The sequence below is a fragment of the Variovorax xiamenensis genome (assembly GCF_050916385.1).
Lineage (GTDB): Bacteria > Pseudomonadota > Gammaproteobacteria > Burkholderiales > Burkholderiaceae_C > Variovorax.
In genome coordinates this window covers 2,274,787-2,292,812 of sequence record NZ_CP139038.1, presented here as the reverse complement: position 1 = coordinate 2,292,812, position 18,026 = coordinate 2,274,787, and the positions used below count along the sequence as shown (strand labels likewise).

Here is an 18,026-nt window from a genome sequence, read left to right as displayed (position 1 = left end):
GCCTCGGGCGCGCCTTTCAGGGCCCGGAGCCCCTCAACCGCGCCCGACCATTCGCTTCAGCCCGAGCCATTGCTGGGCCCAGAAACCGCGGCCGTAGTCGCGCACGCGGCCGTCGGCGCGGGGCTCGACCTGGTCGCGGATGCCGGTCGGGTCGTAGCGGTTCTCGAAGTTGGCTGTGCCGAAGAGCATGTCCCACCACGGCAGCAGCACGCCGAAGTTATGGCCGCCGAGCGTGCTGGCGCCGTTCGATTCGTGACCCAGCCCGATGCTGTGGTGCAGCCGGTGGAAGCGCGGGCTGATCCACAGCCGCTCGCCGATGGCGCCGAAGCTCACCCTCAGGTTGGCGTGCTGCAGGCTCTCGCTGAGCTGGGTGAAGGCGACGAAGGCGATGAACTGCCCGGGCGCCACGCCGATGAGCTGCGCCACGATGACGATCAGCGTGTCGTGGATGATGTCGTCGAGCAGGTGGTTGCGGTCGTCGCTCCACATCGTCATCTGCCGCTGCGAGTGGTGCAGCGAATGCAGCCCCCACCACCAGTTGAACTGGTGCTGGCCGCGGTGGATCCAGTAGCCCACGAAGTCGAGCACCACGAGGTACATGGCGAAGGCCACCCACGGAATGTCGGTCACGCCGGGCCACACCTCGTCGAGGTGGAAGGTGCCCCACCCCGCCGTGCGCAGCGCGCCCAGGGCGTCGTCGAAGAAGGGCTGGAGCGTGAAGAAGAGCGCCAGCCGGAACAGTCCGAGCCGGTGGATCAGCGTGTAGAGCACGTCGATGCGGATCGCGTGGCGGTCGACCACCGGCTCCACCGAGCGCCAGCGCTGCAGCGGCCCGATGACGGCCAGCAGCACCAGGATCTGGATCACGCCGACCAGCAGCCAGCCGGTGGCGTCGAAGGCGTCCTCGGTCCAGCCGCCCAGCCCCACGGCGTAGACCAGCGGCTGCACGACGGTCTCGAAGAACCAGCCCTGCATGGCGGAAAAGGCGTCTGTCAGCCAGTCGATCACGATCAGGAAACTCGTCGTTCAGGGGTGGGAGGCGATCCAGGCCTTGAAGTCCGGATGCTGGCGCAGCGTGCGGAAGCAGAAGCCCTTGGCCTTCAGGCCGACGATCAGCGGTTCGAGGTTGGCCGGGGCCCACGGATCCTTGCGCGACCAGATGCCCAGGTGCGCGAGCAGGATGTCGCCGGGGCGGATGGTGTCCAGCGCCTGCGTCAGCAGCTTCGCGTTGCTGAATTTCTCGCTCGGCAGCTCGTCGCCGAGGAAACCGGCAGGTGCCCAGCCCACGTACTTGTAGCCGCAGCCCTCGGCGGCGGCCAGCAGCGCGGGCGAGGTCTTGCCGCCCGGCGCGCGGTACAGCGGCAACGGCTTCTTGCCGGTGACTGCCGCCAGCCGGTCGGAGGCCTTCTTGATGTTGGCACAGTACTCGGCCGCGCTCCAGGTCGATTCCTTGCCGTTCTGCGGGCCGGCCGAGGGCTTGATGCGGAAGCTGGGCGGCGTGCCCTTCACGTCGGCGCGCCAGTAGGAGTGGTCGTAGGTGTGCGAGCCGAATTCGTTGCCCTCGGCCGCCCTCGCCTTCCACCAGGGCGCCCAGTGGTCGTCGAGGCTGTCGCCGTCGGTCTGGGTGCGCTCGGCGGCGGCGAAGAAGGTGACGCGCACGTCCTGCCGCTTGAGCACGTCGGCCACCAGCGGGGCGATGCCCATGTGGCCGGTGTCGAAGGTCAGGTAGACGGGCTTCTCGCAGGCGGTCGGCTCTTGCGCCGCCCAGGCGCCGGGCGCGAGCGCCGCAGCCAGGACGACCATCGAGACCGCGGCGGCGACCCCGGCGCGCCTAGATGCGCTTCGCATGGTCCAGGGTCCACACGCCGTGCGGCGAGCGGCCGACATTGACCTGGCGCACGACCTTGTTGCTGGCCAGGTCGACCACGCTGAGCTTCTTGGCCCAGCGCGAGGTCACGTAGAGCGTCTTGCCGTCGGCGGAGACGTCCATGCAGTCGGGGCCGCCCGGCACCGGGTAGGTCGCGACCACCTTCAGCGTCGCCAGGTCGATGCGGCTGATGGTGTTGGCCACGCGGTTGCTCACGAAAACGCTCTTGCCGTCGCCGGCCGAGCGGAAGGCGTGGGCGCCCTTGCCCGTGGGGATCTTGCCGACCAGCTTCGGCTCGGCACCGGCCACGTCGAACACCTGCACGCCATCGCTGCCGGTCAGGCCCACGAGCAGCGTCTTGTCGTTGTGCACGCCGAAGATGTCGGCCGGCATGGTGCCGGTGGCCACACGCCACTTGATGGTCTGCGTGGGCAGGTCGACGGCGATCATCTCGTCGCTGTCCTGCATGGTCACGTAGGCGATGGTGCTGGTGTTGTCGATCCAGATGTGGCTGGGCGTCTTGCCGCTGGCGATGCGCTTGGCCAGCTTCAGGTCCTTGCCGTCCCAGCGGTAGACGTCCACGTGGTTCAGGCGGTTGCCGGCCGTCACGAACCACTTCATGTCGCGCGAGAACTGCAGCTGGTACGGATCGATGATGCCGTAGACCACGCGCTGCACTTCCGCCGTGCGGGGGTTCAGGAAGGTCAGGGAGTCGCCCGCCGAATTGGCCACGATGACCGACTTCTCGTCGGGCGTCATGTAGATGTGGTGCGGCTCCTTGCCGGTGGGAATGCGCAGCTTTTCCGACCAGTCGACGGGATTGATCACGCTCACGTTCGCATCCAGCGAGTTGAGCACGAAGATCGGGGGCGGCTCGGCTGCCGTGGCGGCGGCCGGATACATCGCGAGAGCCGTCAGGCAGGAAAACAGGAAGGCCGTGACGCGGCGGCCGTTCGGTCGGGCAGAAAGTCGCAAGGGAAGGTTCCGGGAGAGAGTTCGGAATGTTAACGGCCGGCCCTTAAGACTGGCTGACCGGGACTGTGCCCTTTCCCCCGCTTTTCCCTTCTATTTCGGCGCTTTCGCCGGTTTGGCGGGCTTGGCCGGCGCGCGCAGGGCCGCGACTTCGTCGGCGGTCAGCCAGCGCCACTGCCCCGGCGCCAGGTCGGCGGGCAGCGCCAGGTCGCCGATGCGCGAGCGGTGCAGCCCCTCCACTCTGTTACCAACCGCCGCCAGCATGCGCTTGACCTGGTGGTACTTGCCCTCGGTGAGGGTGAGCCGCAGGTGCAGCGGGCTGTCCGATTCGCAGGCGGCGGCGCGCACCGGCTTCGGGTCGTCATCGAGCACCACGCCGGCCAGCAGCTTCGCGATCTGGGCCTCGTCCACCGGGTGCCTGGCCGTCACTTCGTAGACCTTGGGCACGTGGTGCTTCGGCGAGCCCATCTTGTGGATGAACTGCCCGTCGTCGGTCAGCAGCAGCAGGCCGGTGGTGTCCTGGTCGAGCCGGCCGATGGCCTGCACGCCCTGCACCGCGCCCTTGTTGGGCCGCAGGCGCAGCGGCGACGGCAGCAGCGTGTAGATGCTCGGGTAGGTCGAGGGCTTCTGCGAGCACTCGGTGCCGGCGGGCTTGTGCAGCATCAGGTAGGCCTTCTCGTGGTACTCCCACGGGGTGCCCTGCACCGTGTATTGAAGGCCCTCGGGGTCGATGTCGGCGAACGGATCGTCCACCACCTCGCCGCCGATGCTCACGTGGCCTTGCTGGACCAGCCCCGCGCACACGCGGCGCGTGCCGAAGCCCTGGGTATAGAGGATGTCTTGCAGATGCATGGAGAAATGAAAAAGCGGCCGCGCCGCAAGGGGCACGACCGCCTTCGAGTTTGCCGCAGGATCAGTACCCTGCCGCCAGGCCCGTGTTGCGGCGCGGGTCGTTGGCGCCGTAGAAGCGGTTGTTGCCCACCGGCTTGCCGCCCAGCGAGGGCGCGCCGACGATGATCGCCGCCAGGTGGTTGGCCGGCTGCGGCACGCCCAGGTTGTGGCCCATGTCGGTCAGGATCTTGCGCGTGTCGGGGCTCAGCGCGTAGGTCTCGACGTTGGTGACGTCGGGCAGCCACTGCTGGTGGAAGCGCGGCGCGTCGACGGCTTCCTGCACGTTCATGCCGTAGTCGATGGCGTTGATCATGGTCAGCATCACCGCGGTGATGATGCGGCTGCCGCCCGGCGTGCCGACCACCATCACCGGCTTGCCGTCCTTGGACACGATGGTCGGGCTCATCGAGCTCAGCGGGCGCTTGCCCGGCTCGATCTTGTTGGCCTCGCCCTGCACCAGGCCGTAGAGGTTGGGCACGCCCACCTTCGAGGTGAAGTCGTCCATCTCGTCGTTCAGCAGCACGCCGGTCTTGGCGGCCGTGACCTTGGCGCCGAACCAGTCGTTCAGCGTGTAGGTCACCGAGACCGCGTTGCCCCACTTGTCGGCGATCGAGTAGTGGGTGGTGTTGCTGCCTTCGTGCGGCGCGACGCCTGGCTTGATGTCCTTTGAGACGCCGGCCTTCTTCGGGTCGATGACGGCGCGGATCTTCTCGGCGTAGCCCTTGTCGAGCAGGCGCTCGAGCGGGTTCTTCACGAAGTCGGGATCGCCCAGGTAGCTGTTGCGGTCCACGTAGGCGTGGCGCATGGCCTCGATCTGGTAGTGCACGGCCTGTGCCGAGTGGTAGCCCAGGTCCTTGAGCGGATAGCCTTCGAGGATGTTGAGCATCTCGCAGATGATCACGCCGCCCGAGCTCGGCGGGGGCGCCGACACGACGCGGTAGCCGCGGTAGTCGCATTCCACCGGCGCGAGTTCGCGCGTCTTGTACTGGTCGAGGTCGGCCTGCGTGATCAGGCCCTTGCCTGCCTGGCTCGACGCCACGATGGCGCTGCCGACCCAGCCCTTGTAGAAGCCGTCGGTGCCCTTGGCGCTGATCTCGCGCAGGGTCTTGGCCAGGTCCTTCTGGACCAGCTTGTCGCCAACCTTGTAGGGCTCGCCCTTGTTCAGGAAGATGGCGGCCGTGGCCGCGTCGTCCTTGAAGTCGGCCGTGGCGGTGGCGAGCAGGTCGATGTCGCCCTGCTGCAGCGCGAAGCCCTTCTCGGCCAGCTGGATCGAGGGGGCGAGCAGCTCGCCGCGCTTCATGGTGCCGTACTTCTCGCGCGCGTATTCCATGCCCGAGACGCTGCCCGGCACGCCCACGGCGAGGTGGCCCTTGGTGCTCAGGCCCTTGATGACGTTGCCGTCCTTGTCGAGGTACATGTTGGCCGTGGCGGCCAGCGGTGCCTTCTCGCGGAAATCGAGGAAGGTCTTGCGCCCGTCGGCCAGCTGCACGGTCATGAAGCCGCCGCCGCCGAGGTTGCCGGCCGCGGGGTACACCACCGCCAGCGCATAGCCCACGGCCACCGCCGCGTCGACCGCGTTGCCGCCGCGCTTGAGCACGTCGACGCCGACCTTGCTGGCCAGGTGCTGGGCGCTCACGACCATGCCGTTCTCGGCCGCGACGGGTGCCACCGAAGCGGCATTCGACGCGCCGGCGGCCGCCAGCGCGAGCACCGCCGCGACGGCGCTGCGCAGCCTGGGAGTCCAGTGGATTTGTTGCATGTAGAAGTCTCCTCTAGAGCGTGTTGAAGAATCTGAAGTGTTGTAGTGGGATCAACCGGTGAGCAGTGCCTTGCGGCGCAGGGCATCGAGCGCGATCGCGACCTGCTGGCGCGCGAACTCCCTGACGGCCGCCGGCTCGGTCAGCGGCTTGTCGTCCTTGACGAAGCGCAGGCGGTCGCCGCGCACCTCGGCTTCGAGATGCTCGGCCAGCGCCTCGTGCGAACGGGTGCCGTCGAGCAGCGGCAGCAGGCTTCGCTCGAGCAGCGACACCGTCACATGCTCGTGCCACTGGTTGCAGGTGCTGGTCGTGACGTTGGCGCCGGGCACCAGGCCCACCGAGCCGCGCACCGCGGGCAACGCCCGGGGCAGGCCGGAAACCGTGTCGGCCGTGTGCACCGGCGAACGCCTGAAGCGCAGCGCGCCGAGGATCAGCAGTTCCTCGACCATCGCCATCACGACCGGCTCGACCGCCGCCGCGGGCTGCCCCGTCAACCCCACCGCGGCGTCGATGAGCGCCGCCGCGGACATCGAGGCCGGATAGCGCGTGTCGAGCAGGTGGGCCACCGCCTTGTGCACCGGCAGCCGCAGCGTGACCTTCAGGCCGCGCTGCGCGTTGCAGGGCTGCTCGCGCGCGTCGAGCGCCAGCGCGGCGCCGTCCTCGGTCTTGAACATGCCGGCGAACTCGAGCTGGCGGATGCGCGCCGGCTCCAGCTTGTAGCGGATGCCCCCGGCGCGCGGCTGCCGGACCAGCAGCGTCTGGCGGAACGTGCGGTTCACCAGGAAATCGAGGTACTGCTCCATCAGGACCTGGCTGCCGCCGCACTCGCGCAGCAGCGGATCGCGCACCTTCTCGCCGTAGTTCTGCACGAACATCGTCGAGGGCTCCGCGTCGCAGAGATAGGCCAGGCCGCGGGCCTCGGCGCGCGCGACGAACTCCTTGAAATAGCACGGCGCGTTGCAGGGCTCGAGGAACTCGTGCAGCAGGTACGAGCTGTTGGCGTTGCGCACGATGGGCATCGCCTCTTCGAGCGTCTTCTTGAGCACGCTGTCGGCGCGGGCCGACTGCTCGAGGAAATCGAGCATGCCGCGGGCGTAGGACAGCTTTTCGTCGGGCGTGTCGCGGGGGCCGCCGCGCAGGATCATCGCGTCGCGCACGATCTCGCGCGCCTTCCAGCCGGGGTACACGTTGTAGCTCACGTAGGCCACGCCGTCGGGTGCGAGGTTCTCGCTGCAGATGCGCAGGATCGCGTCCTGCACCGGGCCCGGCACCCAGCTGTAGACGCCATGGCAGACGATGTAGTCGAACTGGCCGAACGAGGCATCGATGTCCGCCAGATTGAAGACCTTGAGCTCGATGTTCGAGAGCCCCGCGCGCGAGATGGCCGCTGTGCCCTGCGCCACCTGCACCGTCGACAGGTCGACGCCGACCGCGCGCGACTCGGGATGGCGCGCCGCGAAGGGAATCAGGTTGCCGCCGGCCGCGCAGCCGAGTTCCAGCACGCGGGCCGTTGCGGGGGAAGGAACGTCGAGGCCGAAGAGAAAGGCCAGCGCTTCCAGGTGCTCCATCGCCGATTGCGGGAACGGATGCGAGTCATAGGGCACCGTGTCGTAGTAGCTGGTCAACTCGGAAGTCAGGGAATCCGGCACGGGCGTCCTTTTCGGGATCTGGGCGGGTAGCACGAGCACTGGGAGGCGATTGCGGGCGGTGACTGCAATGTGACAGTGCTGGCCGACTATAGCCGTGCGTCCGGGCAAAAAGAAGCGAGGCTGCACGGGGCATCGGCACAAAGAAACGTCGCGCGCATAAAAAAAGCCCGGCCGTGTGGCCGGGCTTGAAAAAGCCTATCTGCTTGGCATTGCATCAAGGCCCCCGCACAGGTTGACCAGCGGGGGACGGTTTACCCGTCAAGGAGAAACTGGGATGGGAGGAACATTCATCGGCGCGGCGTTCGGCCGGACGGGCGACCGGCCGAAGCCAGTCGGCCGCGGCGTCTTCCGGCCACATGGCGCGCAGGCGCGCATCGCGCCACAGGCCCCGCGCGACGTCCTCCAGTTCGAGGGCGTCCACGGTGTGCCACTGCTGCCGCAGCCGATGGGCGCAGGCGGCGATCCAGAGCGTGGCGGGCATGTTTTCCATGGACATAGTTTACTGTATATTTGTACAGTCTTTTCAACAAGGATGTCCGCAATGTCTCCGACCGAAGAAACGACCTCCCCGCCCAACCATGCGCTCAAGGACGCGCTCGCCTGGATCTCGAAGTTCGCGCATGCATGGAAGGCCATCGAGCCGTCCCCCAGGAGCCTCAGCATCGACGGCTTCATCATCTGGGGACCGGTGCTCTACGAGAAGCACAAGGGCGAAGATCCGGTGCAGCTGGCGCGGCAATTGTTCGGCCAGTCCGGCGAGTATTTCCAGTATCTCTACCCCGGCCGCGGGCGCAGCTCCAACGATCCTCGGTCTTAGAATGCCGCGATGAATTGGCGCACACTGCTTCCGCTTGCCCTGGTCCTCGTCGCCGGCTGCTCGACTCCCCCCAACGAGGTGACGCAAGTCCGCGAAGGCGTGCTGCGCGCCGTGACCTACGTCCAGGCCTCGGACTACTGCGATGCGCGCGACAAGACGCCGCGCTGGCTCGGCAAGGCTCCCGCGGAACAGGGCGTCCTGTTCCAGTGCTACTGAGCCTGGATAACAGAGCGTCGCCCGACGCAATACCGGAATAGCGCTTCCCCGTTCAGCGCCAGCTGCGCCGTACACGGTCTGCAGCACCTGTCCTACGCACGCGAGCGAATCCCGGCAGGAGAAGCCAGCCGATCTCCCATCAACAATTTGCTAACAATTAAAACCTGTGAGCAACAAAGATGACCATCAAGGAGATTTGCAGGCAGCACGGACTTGATCTCGAAAGAGGAAGCCGTGTGCTGTGCGACGGCAGGTTCGGCACGGTATCGGGAGCGAGCGGCCCGTTCCTGCGCGTGAAGTTCGACGGGAACCAGATCAGCAGTCCCTGCGACCCGCTCGACGTACGACCGCTCGATCAGGCTGCTGGCGGACAAGCTCCGCCGGCCATGAGCCAAGTCGCCGCGACTCCGGCGTAGCCGTTCCTCCGCTCCAGCCGGGCGCTATGCTGCGGCCGGCTCTAAAAAAAAGAGGGAGGCCACATGAAGCAAGTCCGTTCAGCCGTGCGCGCCGGCGATGTACTGCGCAGCAGCCCGTTCCACGTCTACGTCGCGCCATTCGGCATCATCTCGCTGGCCGTCTGGGGCCTGTGGTGCATCGCGCTGTGCGCGCCCCTCATCGGATGGCTCAAGAAGCGCGAGCTGATGGTGGAACAGATCGCCAGTTGGAACGGCGCCACCTGGGCGGCGATCATCGGCGTGCCTCTCGGCGTGCTCGTGCTCCAGATACTGCTGCGGCTGTGGCTGCGACACCGCCGCATCGAGGTGTTCGCCGATCGCGTCCTCATCCGCGGCGCACTGGCCAATACGGAAGTGCCGATCCAGGGCGTGATCGCGGTGACCCAGCGCTATGACATGCGTGCGCTGAGCTCCTCCCTCCGACTCCAATACCACTCTGAGACGCGGGTGCGCAAGATTTCCGGCTGGCTCATCAGCTCGCGCGCCCTGGAGGCGCTGGCCAGCTACATCGTGGCGCGCAACAAGGCGCTGCAGCCGACCTTGGAAGGCGAGCTGCACTGAGCGCGCGATTGCCGTTCCGCAAACGCTACAGATCAATCGCCTTACGGCTCGCGCGGCTCGACCGACTCGACCTCGAGCCCCGAGATCCCATTCACGAAGAGCTGCGTCGCGATGGGCACCATCTGCTCATACGTGAATCGGCCTTCGGGCCGGAACCAGGTGAACATCCAGTTGAGCATGCCGAACAGGAACATCGTCAGCAGCCTGTGAAGCTGAGAGGCCTGCAGGTCCGGCCGCGCCGCGGCGATCGCATTCGCGAACACCTGCACCACGATCCGTTCCTTGTCGAGCACTCGGGCATGCGCCTCGGGTGACAGGAAGCGCACGTCCTCTGTCAGGACGCGGTGCTCGTTCTGCGCTTCCGCGTACTCGAGCATGAACGCCTCGATCAGCTCGGGCAGCCGTTGCTCCGGGGCGAGCTCGAGCGCTTCCACGCCCGTCACGATGTCTACCAGCCGCGAGACATGCCCCTCCGCGATGAACAGCAGCACTTCGGCCTTGTCCTTGAAGTGGTGGTACAGGCCGGGCTTCGAGAGCCCGCAGGCTTCGGCGATCTCGTTCATCGACGTCGCGGCATAGCCCTTTCGGGCAAACAGCTCGGCCGCGTTCCTGGCAATCAGCTTGCGGTGGTCTCCGGAGCGTGGGGAGGAAGGTTCAGCGGTCATCGGTCGAGGTGAGAGGGCCGGCGCCAGGTGGCGCGATCGCCGATCTTAGGGGTTAGTCCCGACCTGCCGCCGCTTGCTGCGGCTCTCGCTGCTGCGTTAATCTCGCCCGCCATCCCGACCGACCGTTCGGTCGGGATGCTGAGGCGACGAAAAGCGCACCCGATCCATCGGCCCAGGCCGAGGAAGCGGCACACAAACACACTCACCGGAGACAACGACGATGCAAGACGAAAAACGCCTGCCCCACACCCTTGCGCGGCATGGCCTGCTGCTGGCCCTAGGCCTCGCGCTTCATGGCTGCGGAGGCGGCGGTGGCGGGGGCGCCGGCTTCATTCCGTTGCCTGCGCCCGCGCCTGCGCCGGCACCCGCGGCACCGCCTCCGGCGGCCTCCTCGTCCCCCAGTGCCGAGCAGCTTCGCAGCACCTGCGGCTCGCTCAAGGGCCAGGTCATCGAAGGCGTCACGGTCACGCAGACGACTCGTTTCGAAGCCAAGGCGCCGCTGTACTCGTCGGGCTTCTGCCAGGTGCTGGGAACACGCGCGCCGTTCCTCGACATCGAGATCGACGTGCCCGACAACTGGAGCGGCCGCTACTGGCAGCAAGGCGGCGGAGGCTTCGACGGACGCATCGCCAGCGCCGTGACGACCGATGCGGGCGGCACCGTGACTGCCGTCGATCCGACACTCGCCCTCAAGGGCGCCGTGTACGCCGCCTCCAACGGCGGGAACCGTGCGAACGTACCCGCGCAGGCGGCACCGGCGGTATGGGCGAACGGCACCGCCGATGGCCAGCAGTCGGCGACCGACTACGCCTATGCGGCGCTGGGCACCACCATGCATTTCGGCAAGGCGGTCGCCAAGGCCTTCTTCGGCTCTCTGCCCAAGCGCAGCTACTTCAACGGCTGCTCCAACGGAGGACGCAACGCCTACATCGTCGCGCAGCGCTGGCCCCAGGAGTTCGACGGCATCGTCTCGGGCTGCGAGACCATGGACATGGCGGGACAGACCAGCGCCTGGCTGCGCGCGGCCTCGCTGACCGGCACGCCCGCCGCCCTGAGCCCCGCGCAGACCGGCGCCGCCTACGCCGCGGCGCTGTCGGCGTGCGATTCGCTCGACGGCGCGAGCGACAACCTCATCGGCAATCCGCAGGCCTGCACCTTCGATCCCGCTGTCCTGCAATGTGGCATGGCAGGCGCCAGCACCGATCCATCGATCTGCCTGAGCGCGGCGCAGGTGGGCACGCTGAAGTCCTTCCTCTCCGATCTCAAGCTCTCGAACGGCAGCACCGTGCTCTCGGGCTATTCGTGGGGCAACGGACTCGGGCTCGGCTGGGGCGGGCTCGGCGGCGGATTCGCCTTCCTGGCGAGCGGTGACGCGGCCTGGTTCACGCCGGCCAGGCAGTCGGGCTTCGTGCTGGACACCGACTTCTACATGCTCAGCTCCGGTCTCGCGCGCGCCGGAGCCGATCACGACAAGGTGGCCATCGCCAGCTTCGTGGCTTCGGGAAAGAAGCTGATCTCGTGGCACGACGGCAGCGATGCGCTGCTCTCGCCCAATGACCACTATCGCAACTGGACGACCATGACCGGCATCGCGAAGTCGATGGGCCTCGCCGATCCCGATACCGCCACGCGCTTCTTCATCGTGCCGGGCGGCGGTCACGGCGCGGGCGCATCGCTGCAGGAAGTGGACTGGGCCTCCGCCATCATGGGCTGGGTCGAGGACGGCAACGCGCCCACGCGGATGACCTATTCGTTCACGAGCGGCGGCACGGCCCGCAGCATGCCCGTGTGCCAGTACCCGAGGTACCCGAAGTACAACGGATCGGGCGACGCGAACGCAGCCGCGAACTACACCTGCACCTGACGCGGCGCCTTCGCCGAGGCACGCCTGCGCTCCGCGCGCAGCGTGCCGATCATCTGCGCGGTGAAGGGGCTGGGGTCCGACGCGCGGCGCGCCAGCCACAGGCTCGTCACCGCGCCCTTGTCGCGCACCGGCTGGTAGACGGTGCCCTGCAGATGGATGCAGCTGGTGTCGCTCGGCACCAGTGCGATGCCGGTGCCGGCCGCGACGAGCCCGACGATGGTCGAGGCGTCGCGCGCCTCGTGCACCATGCGCGGCCGGAAGCCGGCCTTCGCGCACAGGTCCTGGACCTTCCAGTACAGCCCGATGCCCGCGTCTCGCGGGTACATCACCAGCGGCTCGTCGCGCAGGTCGGCCAGCCGGATCGGCCCGCCGCTCAGGCGGTGCCCGCGCGGTATCGCGGCGACCAGCGGCGACTGGTGCCATTCCTCGATGACCAGGTCTTCCGGGATCACCACGTCCGGGCGGCGCAGGATGCCGATGTCCAGCACGCGCTCGTGCACCGCGTCGAGCTGCTGCAGCGACGTCATCTCGTGCAGCGTCAGCACCACCTGCGGCTGCTCTTCGCGAAAGCGCTGCAGCGCGGCGGGCAGCACCAGCGACAGCATCGAGGAAGCCGTGTAGCCCAGCGCGATGCGCCCGATCTCGCCCGATGCCGCGCTGCGCGCCTCGCCGGTGGCGTGGTCCACGTCCCGCAGGATGGCCTGCGCGCGATCGAGGAAATGGCGCCCGGCCTGCGTGAGAAAAACGCGCCGCCTGTCGCGCTCGAAGAGCTGGACCTTCAGCTCTTCTTCCAGCGCGCGGATCTGCATGCTCAGCGGCGGCTGTGCGATGTGCAGCCGCTGTGCCGCGCGCGTGAAGTTGAGTTCTTCGGCAACCGCTACGAAGTAGCGCAGGTGGCGCAGTTCCATGATATTTATGAAGTATGGATATCAGGCTGAAATCGGTATTTCCAAATATATGCCAGTCTGCCTACGATGACCGCATGACAGGCAGAGACAAAACGCAGGAGCCCCCTGCTTCCCCTACTTTCCAGGGCCATCCAGTACTGCGGCGGCTGCTGCGCCGCGAGCCGGTGGCGGCATTCGGCGTGCGCCTGTGCCGCACACCCGACATCGCGCGGCTGGCCAAGGCGACCGGGCACCACGTGCTGTGGATCGACCTCGAGCACAGCACCATTCCCCTGGACGCCGCCGGCGCGCTGTGCGCCGCGGCCCACGACCTGGGCCTGATGGCGCTGGCGCGCGTTCCCGAGCGCGAATACGGCGCCATCGGGCGGCTGCTGGATGCCGGCGCGTCCGGCCTGATCTTTCCGCGCATCGAGACGGCCGAGCAGGCCGCCGACCTTGCCGCGGCCTGCCGCTTTCCGCCGCACGGCCACCGCTCGGCCATCGCCGCCCTGCCCCAGTTCGGATTCCAGCGCCTGCCCGCGGCCGAGACCTACCGGCTGGCCAACGACACGGTGCTGGTCAACGTGCTGATCGAAAGCCCGCTGGGCATCGCCAACGCGGAAGCCATCGCGCGCGTGCCCGGCGTCGACCTGGTGAGCATCGGCGCCAACGACCTGAGCGCCGAGCTGGGCGTGCCGGGCGACTACAGGCATCCGCTGGTGACCGAGGCATTCGAGGCGGCCCTGCGCGCATGCGAGCGGGCGGGCAAGCCGCTGTCGATCGGCGGCATCGCCGACGCGGCACTCAACGCAGAGCTGCTGGCGCGCGGCGCGGTGCCCTTTCTCATGACGGGCATCGACACCGACGTGCTGGCCCTCGCGATGCAGGAGCGCGCCCGCAACGCGCTGGCGAACTACGCGGTGGTGCAGGAGTCGCTGCATGCGCGTGCGGCCTGAAATGGCGAATCGACAGCGACGCCGCCGCGCGCTCGTGCTGTCGGCCCTCGGGCTGACGCTCGTGCCGATGCCCTTCGCGCACCGCGCGCTGCTCGCGAGCGGGCGCGTCAGCCTCGACTGAGATCCGCGCATTCCCTTTCCTCCTTCTCTTTTCCTTTCCCCTTCCCTCGCTCTTCCAATGACCGACGAGACCCTGACCTCCAAGCCCATGCGCGATGCCGACACGCTCGCGCGCCCGACCTTCGAAGTGCCTGCCGGCGCATGCGATGCGCACGTCCACGTCTTCGGCCCGGCCGACCGCTACCCGCGCGTCGACCGCCCGCACTACACGCTGCCGGACGGCAATCTCGGCCAGCTCCAGCGCGCGCTGGGCACGCTGGGCGTGGAGCGCTTCGCGATCGTGCAGCCCAGCTTCTACGGCACCGACAACCGCTGCATGCTCGACGCGCTCGATGCCGCCGGCGACTGCGCGCGCGGCGTTGCAATGGTGGATGACGACCTGAGCGACGAGGCGCTGCGCGAGCTGCACCGCCGCCGTGTGCGCGCGCTGCGGCTGGACCTGTTCCTGCGCTCGCAATTGCCCACGGCCGAACTGCGGGCCTTCATCGAACGCAGCATTCGCCGCGTGCAGCCGCTGGGCTGGCACGTGCAGTTCTACACGCCGGGCTGGGTGGTGCGCGATCTCATCCCGGTGCTGCCGTCGCTGGAGACCGACTTCGTGATCGACCACATGGGCTACATGCTCGAAACCGACGGCCTCACGCGCGCCGACTTCGACCGGCTGCTGCGCGCCGTTGCCGATGGACGCGGGTGGTTCAAGCTTTCGGGCCCCTATCGTCTCGCCAAGGACGGCAACTACGCGAAGCTCAGGCCGCTGGCGCAGGCGATCGTCGATGCCGTGCCCGACCGCGTGATCTGGGGCAGCGACTGGCCGCACATTCCCGAGGGCGGACGCGACACCGGCGAGCTGCTGAACCTGCTGGGCGACTGGATTCCCGATGCGGCGTCGCGCCGCAAGGTGCTGGTCGACAACCCCGCGCGGCTCTTCGGCTTCTGAAAGGGAACGCGACCATGGACTGCATCCAGGAACTCGACACCTCCGGCGCGCGCGCGGCCGGCATCTTCGAGGACGGTGGCGTGCGCTATCTCTTCGTGCCGCAGCTCGCGCAGGACGTCGCGGGCCAGCCCGCGCAGATGACGCTGGGCAACAGCGACGTCGATGCGCTGGTCTACCGGTGGGAAGACGATCAGGAAGGAGCACAGGACGGCGGCCGCTTCGTCGAGCACGCGCGCCTGCCCGTGCCCGGCGGGGAGGACGCGGAGTTCTTCCGCATCGGCACGCGCGCCTTCGTCGCGACCGCCAGCCTGCGCACCGGCTCGGACCCGTATTCGCTCCACACGCAGTCGACCATCTTCGAACTGGTCGACGGGCGCTTCGAGGTGCTGCAGCGGGTGGAGACGATGGCGGCCAAGCAGTGGACGCACTTCGAAATCGACGGCAGGCACTTCCTCGCGCTGGCGCAGGGCGTGTCGCACGGCGAGACGCCGGCGGATTCCGGCGCCGAATCGCGCATCCTCGAATGGGACGGCCAGGCCTTCCGCCTCTTCCAGACGGTGCGCTCGGGCTGGGGATACAACTGGGCCTTCTTCGAGGTGGAAGGACACAGGCTGCTGGCCTATGCCGACCAGTCGGTGCCCTCGCAACTGCTGCGCTGGAACGGCGAGCGCTTCGAACCCTGGCAGGAACTCGAAGGCCGCAGCGGCCGCGCCTTCTGCCGCTTCGACGCGGAGGGCGCGCACTGGCTCGCCTTCGCCTGCCTGCATGACAAGACCACGCTGTACAAGTGGAGCGACGGGCGCTTCGTGCCGCACCAGGTGCTCAGCGGCCCCGGAGGCCGGGAGTTCGAATGGATTCCAGACAGCGAAGGCAATGGCGACGGCGGCTGGCTGGTGCTCGTCAACTTCCTGCACGGCACGCGCGAAGCGCCCATCACGCAGCTGCAGTCGGTGATCTACCGGATGCGCGGCGGCGAGCTGGTGCCGGTGCAGAACTTCCCGACCTCGGGCGGCACCGATGCCGCCAGCTTCGAGTCCGGCGGCCAGCGCTACCTGGTCGTCACAAACAGCCTGAGCGCCGAAGTGCGCTTCCGCACGCCGAGCCGCGTCTACCGGCTCGCGCTGAACAGGTGAACCCGCAAGAGGTGACCCGATGAACACACCCCACGCCCCGCACCAGAGCCCCGAGCTGCTGCGCCTTTTCGAAACCTACACCGGCGGCCCGCAAGGCATCGGCGCGAACCTGGCCGCGCTGACCGGCGCGGCCACCGCGGCGGACCCGCTCATCGTCGCCACCAGCGCCGACGTGGTTCTGTTTCCGGGCGGAGGCCGCGACCCGGAGGTCCAGGGCTTCCGCCTCTCGACGCGCGGCTTCAAGGAACTCGCCGGCATCTCCCACCATGGCCCGGCCGTCGCCTCCATCCTGCAGATGCGGCTGGTGGAGCCCGACGGCATGCTGTGGCGCCGCGAGGCCGAGCGCCTGCTGGCGGCCACGCGCAGCGCGCGCGAAGCCAACTCGGTCGCGCTGTGGCGCGACGTGATCGCGGTGGCCGCGTATCGCGGCCGCGAGCAGCGCATCGCCGAGCTGGTGCACTACTCCTGCGTGCTCACCGAGCGCTACCTGGAGCGCGCGCTGCAGCGGCCCGAGTCGTTCACCGCCGCCGACATGCGCGAGCACTATCTCGAAGCCACCGGCTCCGCGGTCGGTGCCACGGTGCCGATGAACGCGGTGATGATCGCGACCTTCTTCCTGGTCGGCATGGACATCAGCCACCGCGTGATCGCCTGGCTGCACGGCCACCGGATCGACTGGTCGCGCGCGATGGCGCTGGTGGTCGGCCGCCAGGGCCGCCCCACCGCCGGCGTGACGTGGACCACCAACTCGGTGGCCGCGATGATCCTCGGCGCCTCGCGCCACGAGCTCTCGCTCGACCGGCTCTTCATCGCGCCGCATGCGCCGACGCTGCCGCCCGACGCGACCTCGGACATCGCCGCGGTGCGCGCCTTCGAAACGCCCATGCGCCAGCTCTGGGCGCATACACGCGCGGTGAGCGAGCTCGGGTCGCTGATGTACGAGGGCTATCCGCGCTACGAGCCGCAATCCACCACGCGCCCCGTGCTGACTTCGGACACACGCGCGGTCGCGGAGATGCCGGCCATTGCCGGGCCCGACGACTGGCGGGCTCTCAACACGCGGCTGCGCGTGGTGCTGGAAGACCCGCGGCAGCTGCTATCGGGCTGCGTGACCGACTACGCGGTCGAGCAGCTGCAGGCGCACGGAAACGACCCGTCGCATGTGGTGGTGCCGGGCCTCGACGGCACGGCCTATCCACCGCTGCCTGCCTGAGCGGCACCGGCTCTCGAGACAAGCAAATACAAGGAGACAAGACAATGAAATTCGCACGTCCGCTGCTGGCGGCGCTGGCCGCCGCCACCCTGTCCGCCACCGCATGGAGCCAGGCCGCCTGGCCCAGCCGGCCCATCAGGATCATCACGCCCACGCCCGTAGGCGTCGGCTCCGACCTCTTCGCCCGGGCCTACGCGGACCGGCTGGCCCGCGCGCTCAACACGCCGGTGGTGGTCGAGAACAGGCCCGGCGCGCTGGCCTCCATCGGCACCGACGCGGTCGCCAAGGCTGCGCCCGACGGCTACACGATTTTGTTCTCGACGAGCAACCCGTTCACGATGACGCCGTTCCTGCTCTCGAAGATGCCCTACGACGCGAAGAACGACCTCGTGCCCGTCACGCAGGCGCTCAAGGGCGGGTCGTTCATCCTCGCCAATGCCGCGGTGCCAGTGAAGAACATTCCCGAACTGGTCGCGATGGCCAAGCGGGAGCCGGGCAGGATCTCCTTCGCCTCCTACGGCTCCGGCACCACCTCGCACCTGGGATTCGAGCTGTTCCAGGAAGCCGCGGGCATCGAGCTGCTGCACGTGCCCTACAAGCAGAGCGCCGCGCCGGACCTCATCGCCGGCCAGGTGCAGCTGGGGTTCGAGCCGCCCGTCTCGGCGCTGCCCAACATCAAGTCGGGGCGCGTGAAGGCACTGGCCTACACCGGCAACAAGCGCAGCGCGGCGATGCCCAACGTGCCCACGCTCTCGGAGACCTATCCGGGCGTGGAGGTCTTCACCTGGCTGGGCTTCTGGGTGCCGGCGAAGACGCCGCCCGCGATCATCGAGCGGCTCAACAAGGAGATCGTCGCCATCACGCATTCGCCCGAGCTGGCGAAGCTGATCAATGACGCCGGCCTCGACCCCATCGGCAGCACGCCCGCCGAGGCGGCCGCCACCGTCGATCGCGAAGCGCAGGCCATGAGCCGGCTGATCAAGGCCAAGAACATCCGCATCGACTGACGGTGCCCGGCGCGGCCGCAGCACGCCGCCGCGCCATCTTTCCTTACCCCCGGGTTCCC

At 68.3% G+C, this 18,026-nt stretch carries 19 protein-coding genes; 10 read left to right on the top strand and 9 right to left on the bottom strand.

All coding sequences use genetic code 11. The annotated features are described in order from the left end of the window. Window positions 1-33 precede the first annotated feature (33 nt). The 7 genes from SFB74_RS10100 to SFB74_RS10070 all read right to left on the bottom strand — a co-directional run bounded on the left by SFB74_RS10100 (window position 34) and on the right by SFB74_RS10070 (window position 7,626). Window positions 34-1,008, bottom strand: coding sequence for a sterol desaturase family protein (locus tag SFB74_RS10100; RefSeq protein ID WP_432730671.1), 975 nt, complete (start codon window positions 1,006-1,008; stop codon window positions 34-36). A gap of 18 nt (window positions 1,009-1,026) precedes the next feature. Continuing rightward, entirely contained in the window at window positions 1,027-1,848 is an 822-nt protein-coding gene (locus SFB74_RS10095; RefSeq protein WP_432730670.1) for a polysaccharide deacetylase family protein, read from the bottom strand. Then, window positions 1,832-2,842 (bottom strand): YncE family protein, encoded by a 1,011-nt coding sequence (locus tag SFB74_RS10090; protein ID WP_432730669.1) that lies wholly within the window; start codon window positions 2,840-2,842, stop codon window positions 1,832-1,834. Before SFB74_RS10090 ends, SFB74_RS10095 begins: the two co-directional genes overlap by 17 nt. Before the next feature lie 90 nt (window positions 2,843-2,932). Next, window positions 2,933-3,691 (bottom strand): pseudouridine synthase, encoded by a 759-nt coding sequence (locus tag SFB74_RS10085; RefSeq protein WP_432730668.1) that lies wholly within the window; start codon window positions 3,689-3,691, stop codon window positions 2,933-2,935. A 61-nt stretch (window positions 3,692-3,752) separates the two neighbouring features. Beyond that, window positions 3,753-5,489: a gamma-glutamyltransferase gene (gene ggt, locus SFB74_RS10080; RefSeq protein WP_432730667.1), complete on the bottom strand. Its 1,737-nt coding sequence runs from the start codon at window positions 5,487-5,489 to the stop codon at window positions 3,753-3,755. A 51-nt stretch (window positions 5,490-5,540) separates the two neighbouring features. Next, complete coding sequence (locus tag SFB74_RS10075; RefSeq protein ID WP_432730666.1) at window positions 5,541-7,136, bottom strand: methyltransferase regulatory domain-containing protein; 1,596 nt, start codon at window positions 7,134-7,136, stop codon at window positions 5,541-5,543. 214 nt (window positions 7,137-7,350) lie between these two features. Beyond that, window positions 7,351-7,626 (bottom strand): hypothetical protein, encoded by a 276-nt coding sequence (locus SFB74_RS10070; protein WP_432730665.1) that lies wholly within the window; start codon window positions 7,624-7,626, stop codon window positions 7,351-7,353. 51 nt (window positions 7,627-7,677) lie between these two features. Here SFB74_RS10070 and SFB74_RS10065 point away from each other — a divergent pair, with 51 nt between their 5' ends. The 4 genes from SFB74_RS10065 to SFB74_RS10050 all read left to right on the top strand — a co-directional run bounded on the left by SFB74_RS10065 (window position 7,678) and on the right by SFB74_RS10050 (window position 9,185). After that, entirely contained in the window at window positions 7,678-7,953 is a 276-nt protein-coding gene (locus SFB74_RS10065) for a hypothetical protein (protein ID WP_432730663.1), read from the top strand. A gap of 9 nt (window positions 7,954-7,962) precedes the next feature. Beyond that, complete coding sequence (locus tag SFB74_RS10060) at window positions 7,963-8,169, top strand: hypothetical protein (RefSeq protein ID WP_432730662.1); 207 nt, start codon at window positions 7,963-7,965, stop codon at window positions 8,167-8,169. A gap of 179 nt (window positions 8,170-8,348) precedes the next feature. Then, window positions 8,349-8,585, top strand: coding sequence for a hypothetical protein (locus SFB74_RS10055; RefSeq protein WP_432730661.1), 237 nt, complete (start codon window positions 8,349-8,351; stop codon window positions 8,583-8,585). Window positions 8,586-8,648: 63 nt separating this feature from the next. Continuing rightward, window positions 8,649-9,185: a hypothetical protein gene (locus SFB74_RS10050; RefSeq protein WP_432730660.1), complete on the top strand. Its 537-nt coding sequence runs from the start codon at window positions 8,649-8,651 to the stop codon at window positions 9,183-9,185. Window positions 9,186-9,226: 41 nt separating this feature from the next. Here the strand turns inward: SFB74_RS10050 and SFB74_RS10045 are convergent, their stop codons facing one another. Then, the gene (locus tag SFB74_RS10045; RefSeq protein ID WP_432730659.1) at window positions 9,227-9,850 is read right to left on the bottom strand and encodes a TetR/AcrR family transcriptional regulator; all 624 of its coding nucleotides are present in this window, start codon (window positions 9,848-9,850) and stop codon (window positions 9,227-9,229) included. Between the two features lie 220 nt (window positions 9,851-10,070). Here SFB74_RS10045 and SFB74_RS10040 point away from each other — a divergent pair, with 220 nt between their 5' ends. Beyond that, window positions 10,071-11,714 (top strand): tannase/feruloyl esterase family alpha/beta hydrolase, encoded by a 1,644-nt coding sequence (locus SFB74_RS10040; protein ID WP_432730658.1) that lies wholly within the window; start codon window positions 10,071-10,073, stop codon window positions 11,712-11,714. On the opposite strand, the gene SFB74_RS10035 is transcribed toward SFB74_RS10040, so the two are convergent. Continuing rightward, window positions 11,699-12,622, bottom strand: a complete 924-nt coding sequence (locus SFB74_RS10035) for a LysR substrate-binding domain-containing protein (protein ID WP_432730657.1) — start codon at window positions 12,620-12,622, stop codon at window positions 11,699-11,701. The two genes, SFB74_RS10040 and SFB74_RS10035, sit on opposite strands and share 16 nt — an antisense overlap. A 74-nt stretch (window positions 12,623-12,696) precedes the next feature. On the opposite strand from SFB74_RS10035, the gene SFB74_RS10030 reads away from it, so the two are divergent. From SFB74_RS10030 to SFB74_RS10010, 5 genes are all read left to right on the top strand, one after another. Then, window positions 12,697-13,557, top strand: a complete 861-nt coding sequence (locus SFB74_RS10030; protein ID WP_432730656.1) for an HpcH/HpaI aldolase family protein — start codon at window positions 12,697-12,699, stop codon at window positions 13,555-13,557. A gap of 178 nt (window positions 13,558-13,735) precedes the next feature. Then, window positions 13,736-14,614: an amidohydrolase family protein gene (locus SFB74_RS10025; RefSeq protein ID WP_432730655.1), complete on the top strand. Its 879-nt coding sequence runs from the start codon at window positions 13,736-13,738 to the stop codon at window positions 14,612-14,614. Window positions 14,615-14,628: 14 nt separating this feature from the next. After that, the gene (locus tag SFB74_RS10020; RefSeq protein WP_432730654.1) at window positions 14,629-15,747 is read left to right on the top strand and encodes a hypothetical protein; all 1,119 of its coding nucleotides are present in this window, start codon (window positions 14,629-14,631) and stop codon (window positions 15,745-15,747) included. 19 nt (window positions 15,748-15,766) lie between these two features. Beyond that, a complete protein-coding gene (locus SFB74_RS10015) occupies window positions 15,767-16,960 on the top strand; it encodes a DUF5624 domain-containing protein (RefSeq protein ID WP_432730653.1) in 1,194 nt (397 codons plus the stop codon). Window positions 16,961-17,004: 44 nt separating this feature from the next. Further along, window positions 17,005-17,967: a Bug family tripartite tricarboxylate transporter substrate binding protein gene (locus SFB74_RS10010; RefSeq protein ID WP_432730652.1), complete on the top strand. Its 963-nt coding sequence runs from the start codon at window positions 17,005-17,007 to the stop codon at window positions 17,965-17,967. Window positions 17,968-18,026: the final 59 nt, after the last annotated feature.

Coding starts and splice junctions, on each gene's coding strand:
- SFB74_RS10095 (WP_432730670.1), bottom strand. CDS start 1,848: ATGCGAAGCGCATCTAGGCGCGCCGGGGTCGCCGCCGCGGTCTCGATG.
- SFB74_RS10085 (WP_432730668.1), bottom strand. CDS start 3,691: ATGCATCTGCAAGACATCCTCTATACCCAGGGCTTCGGCACGCGCCGC.
- ggt (WP_432730667.1), bottom strand. CDS start 5,489: ATGCAACAAATCCACTGGACTCCCAGGCTGCGCAGCGCCGTCGCGGCG.
- SFB74_RS10070 (WP_432730665.1), bottom strand. CDS start 7,626: ATGGAAAACATGCCCGCCACGCTCTGGATCGCCGCCTGCGCCCATCGG.
- SFB74_RS10065 (WP_432730663.1), top strand. CDS start 7,678: ATGTCTCCGACCGAAGAAACGACCTCCCCGCCCAACCATGCGCTCAAG.
- SFB74_RS10060 (WP_432730662.1), top strand. CDS start 7,963: ATGAATTGGCGCACACTGCTTCCGCTTGCCCTGGTCCTCGTCGCCGGC.
- SFB74_RS10055 (WP_432730661.1), top strand. CDS start 8,349: ATGACCATCAAGGAGATTTGCAGGCAGCACGGACTTGATCTCGAAAGA.
- SFB74_RS10050 (WP_432730660.1), top strand. CDS start 8,649: ATGAAGCAAGTCCGTTCAGCCGTGCGCGCCGGCGATGTACTGCGCAGC.
- SFB74_RS10045 (WP_432730659.1), bottom strand. CDS start 9,850: ATGACCGCTGAACCTTCCTCCCCACGCTCCGGAGACCACCGCAAGCTG.
- SFB74_RS10040 (WP_432730658.1), top strand. CDS start 10,071: ATGCAAGACGAAAAACGCCTGCCCCACACCCTTGCGCGGCATGGCCTG.
- SFB74_RS10035 (WP_432730657.1), bottom strand. CDS start 12,622: ATGGAACTGCGCCACCTGCGCTACTTCGTAGCGGTTGCCGAAGAACTC.
- SFB74_RS10030 (WP_432730656.1), top strand. CDS start 12,697: ATGACAGGCAGAGACAAAACGCAGGAGCCCCCTGCTTCCCCTACTTTC.
- SFB74_RS10025 (WP_432730655.1), top strand. CDS start 13,736: ATGACCGACGAGACCCTGACCTCCAAGCCCATGCGCGATGCCGACACG.
- SFB74_RS10020 (WP_432730654.1), top strand. CDS start 14,629: ATGGACTGCATCCAGGAACTCGACACCTCCGGCGCGCGCGCGGCCGGC.
- SFB74_RS10015 (WP_432730653.1), top strand. CDS start 15,767: ATGAACACACCCCACGCCCCGCACCAGAGCCCCGAGCTGCTGCGCCTT.
- SFB74_RS10010 (WP_432730652.1), top strand. CDS start 17,005: ATGAAATTCGCACGTCCGCTGCTGGCGGCGCTGGCCGCCGCCACCCTG.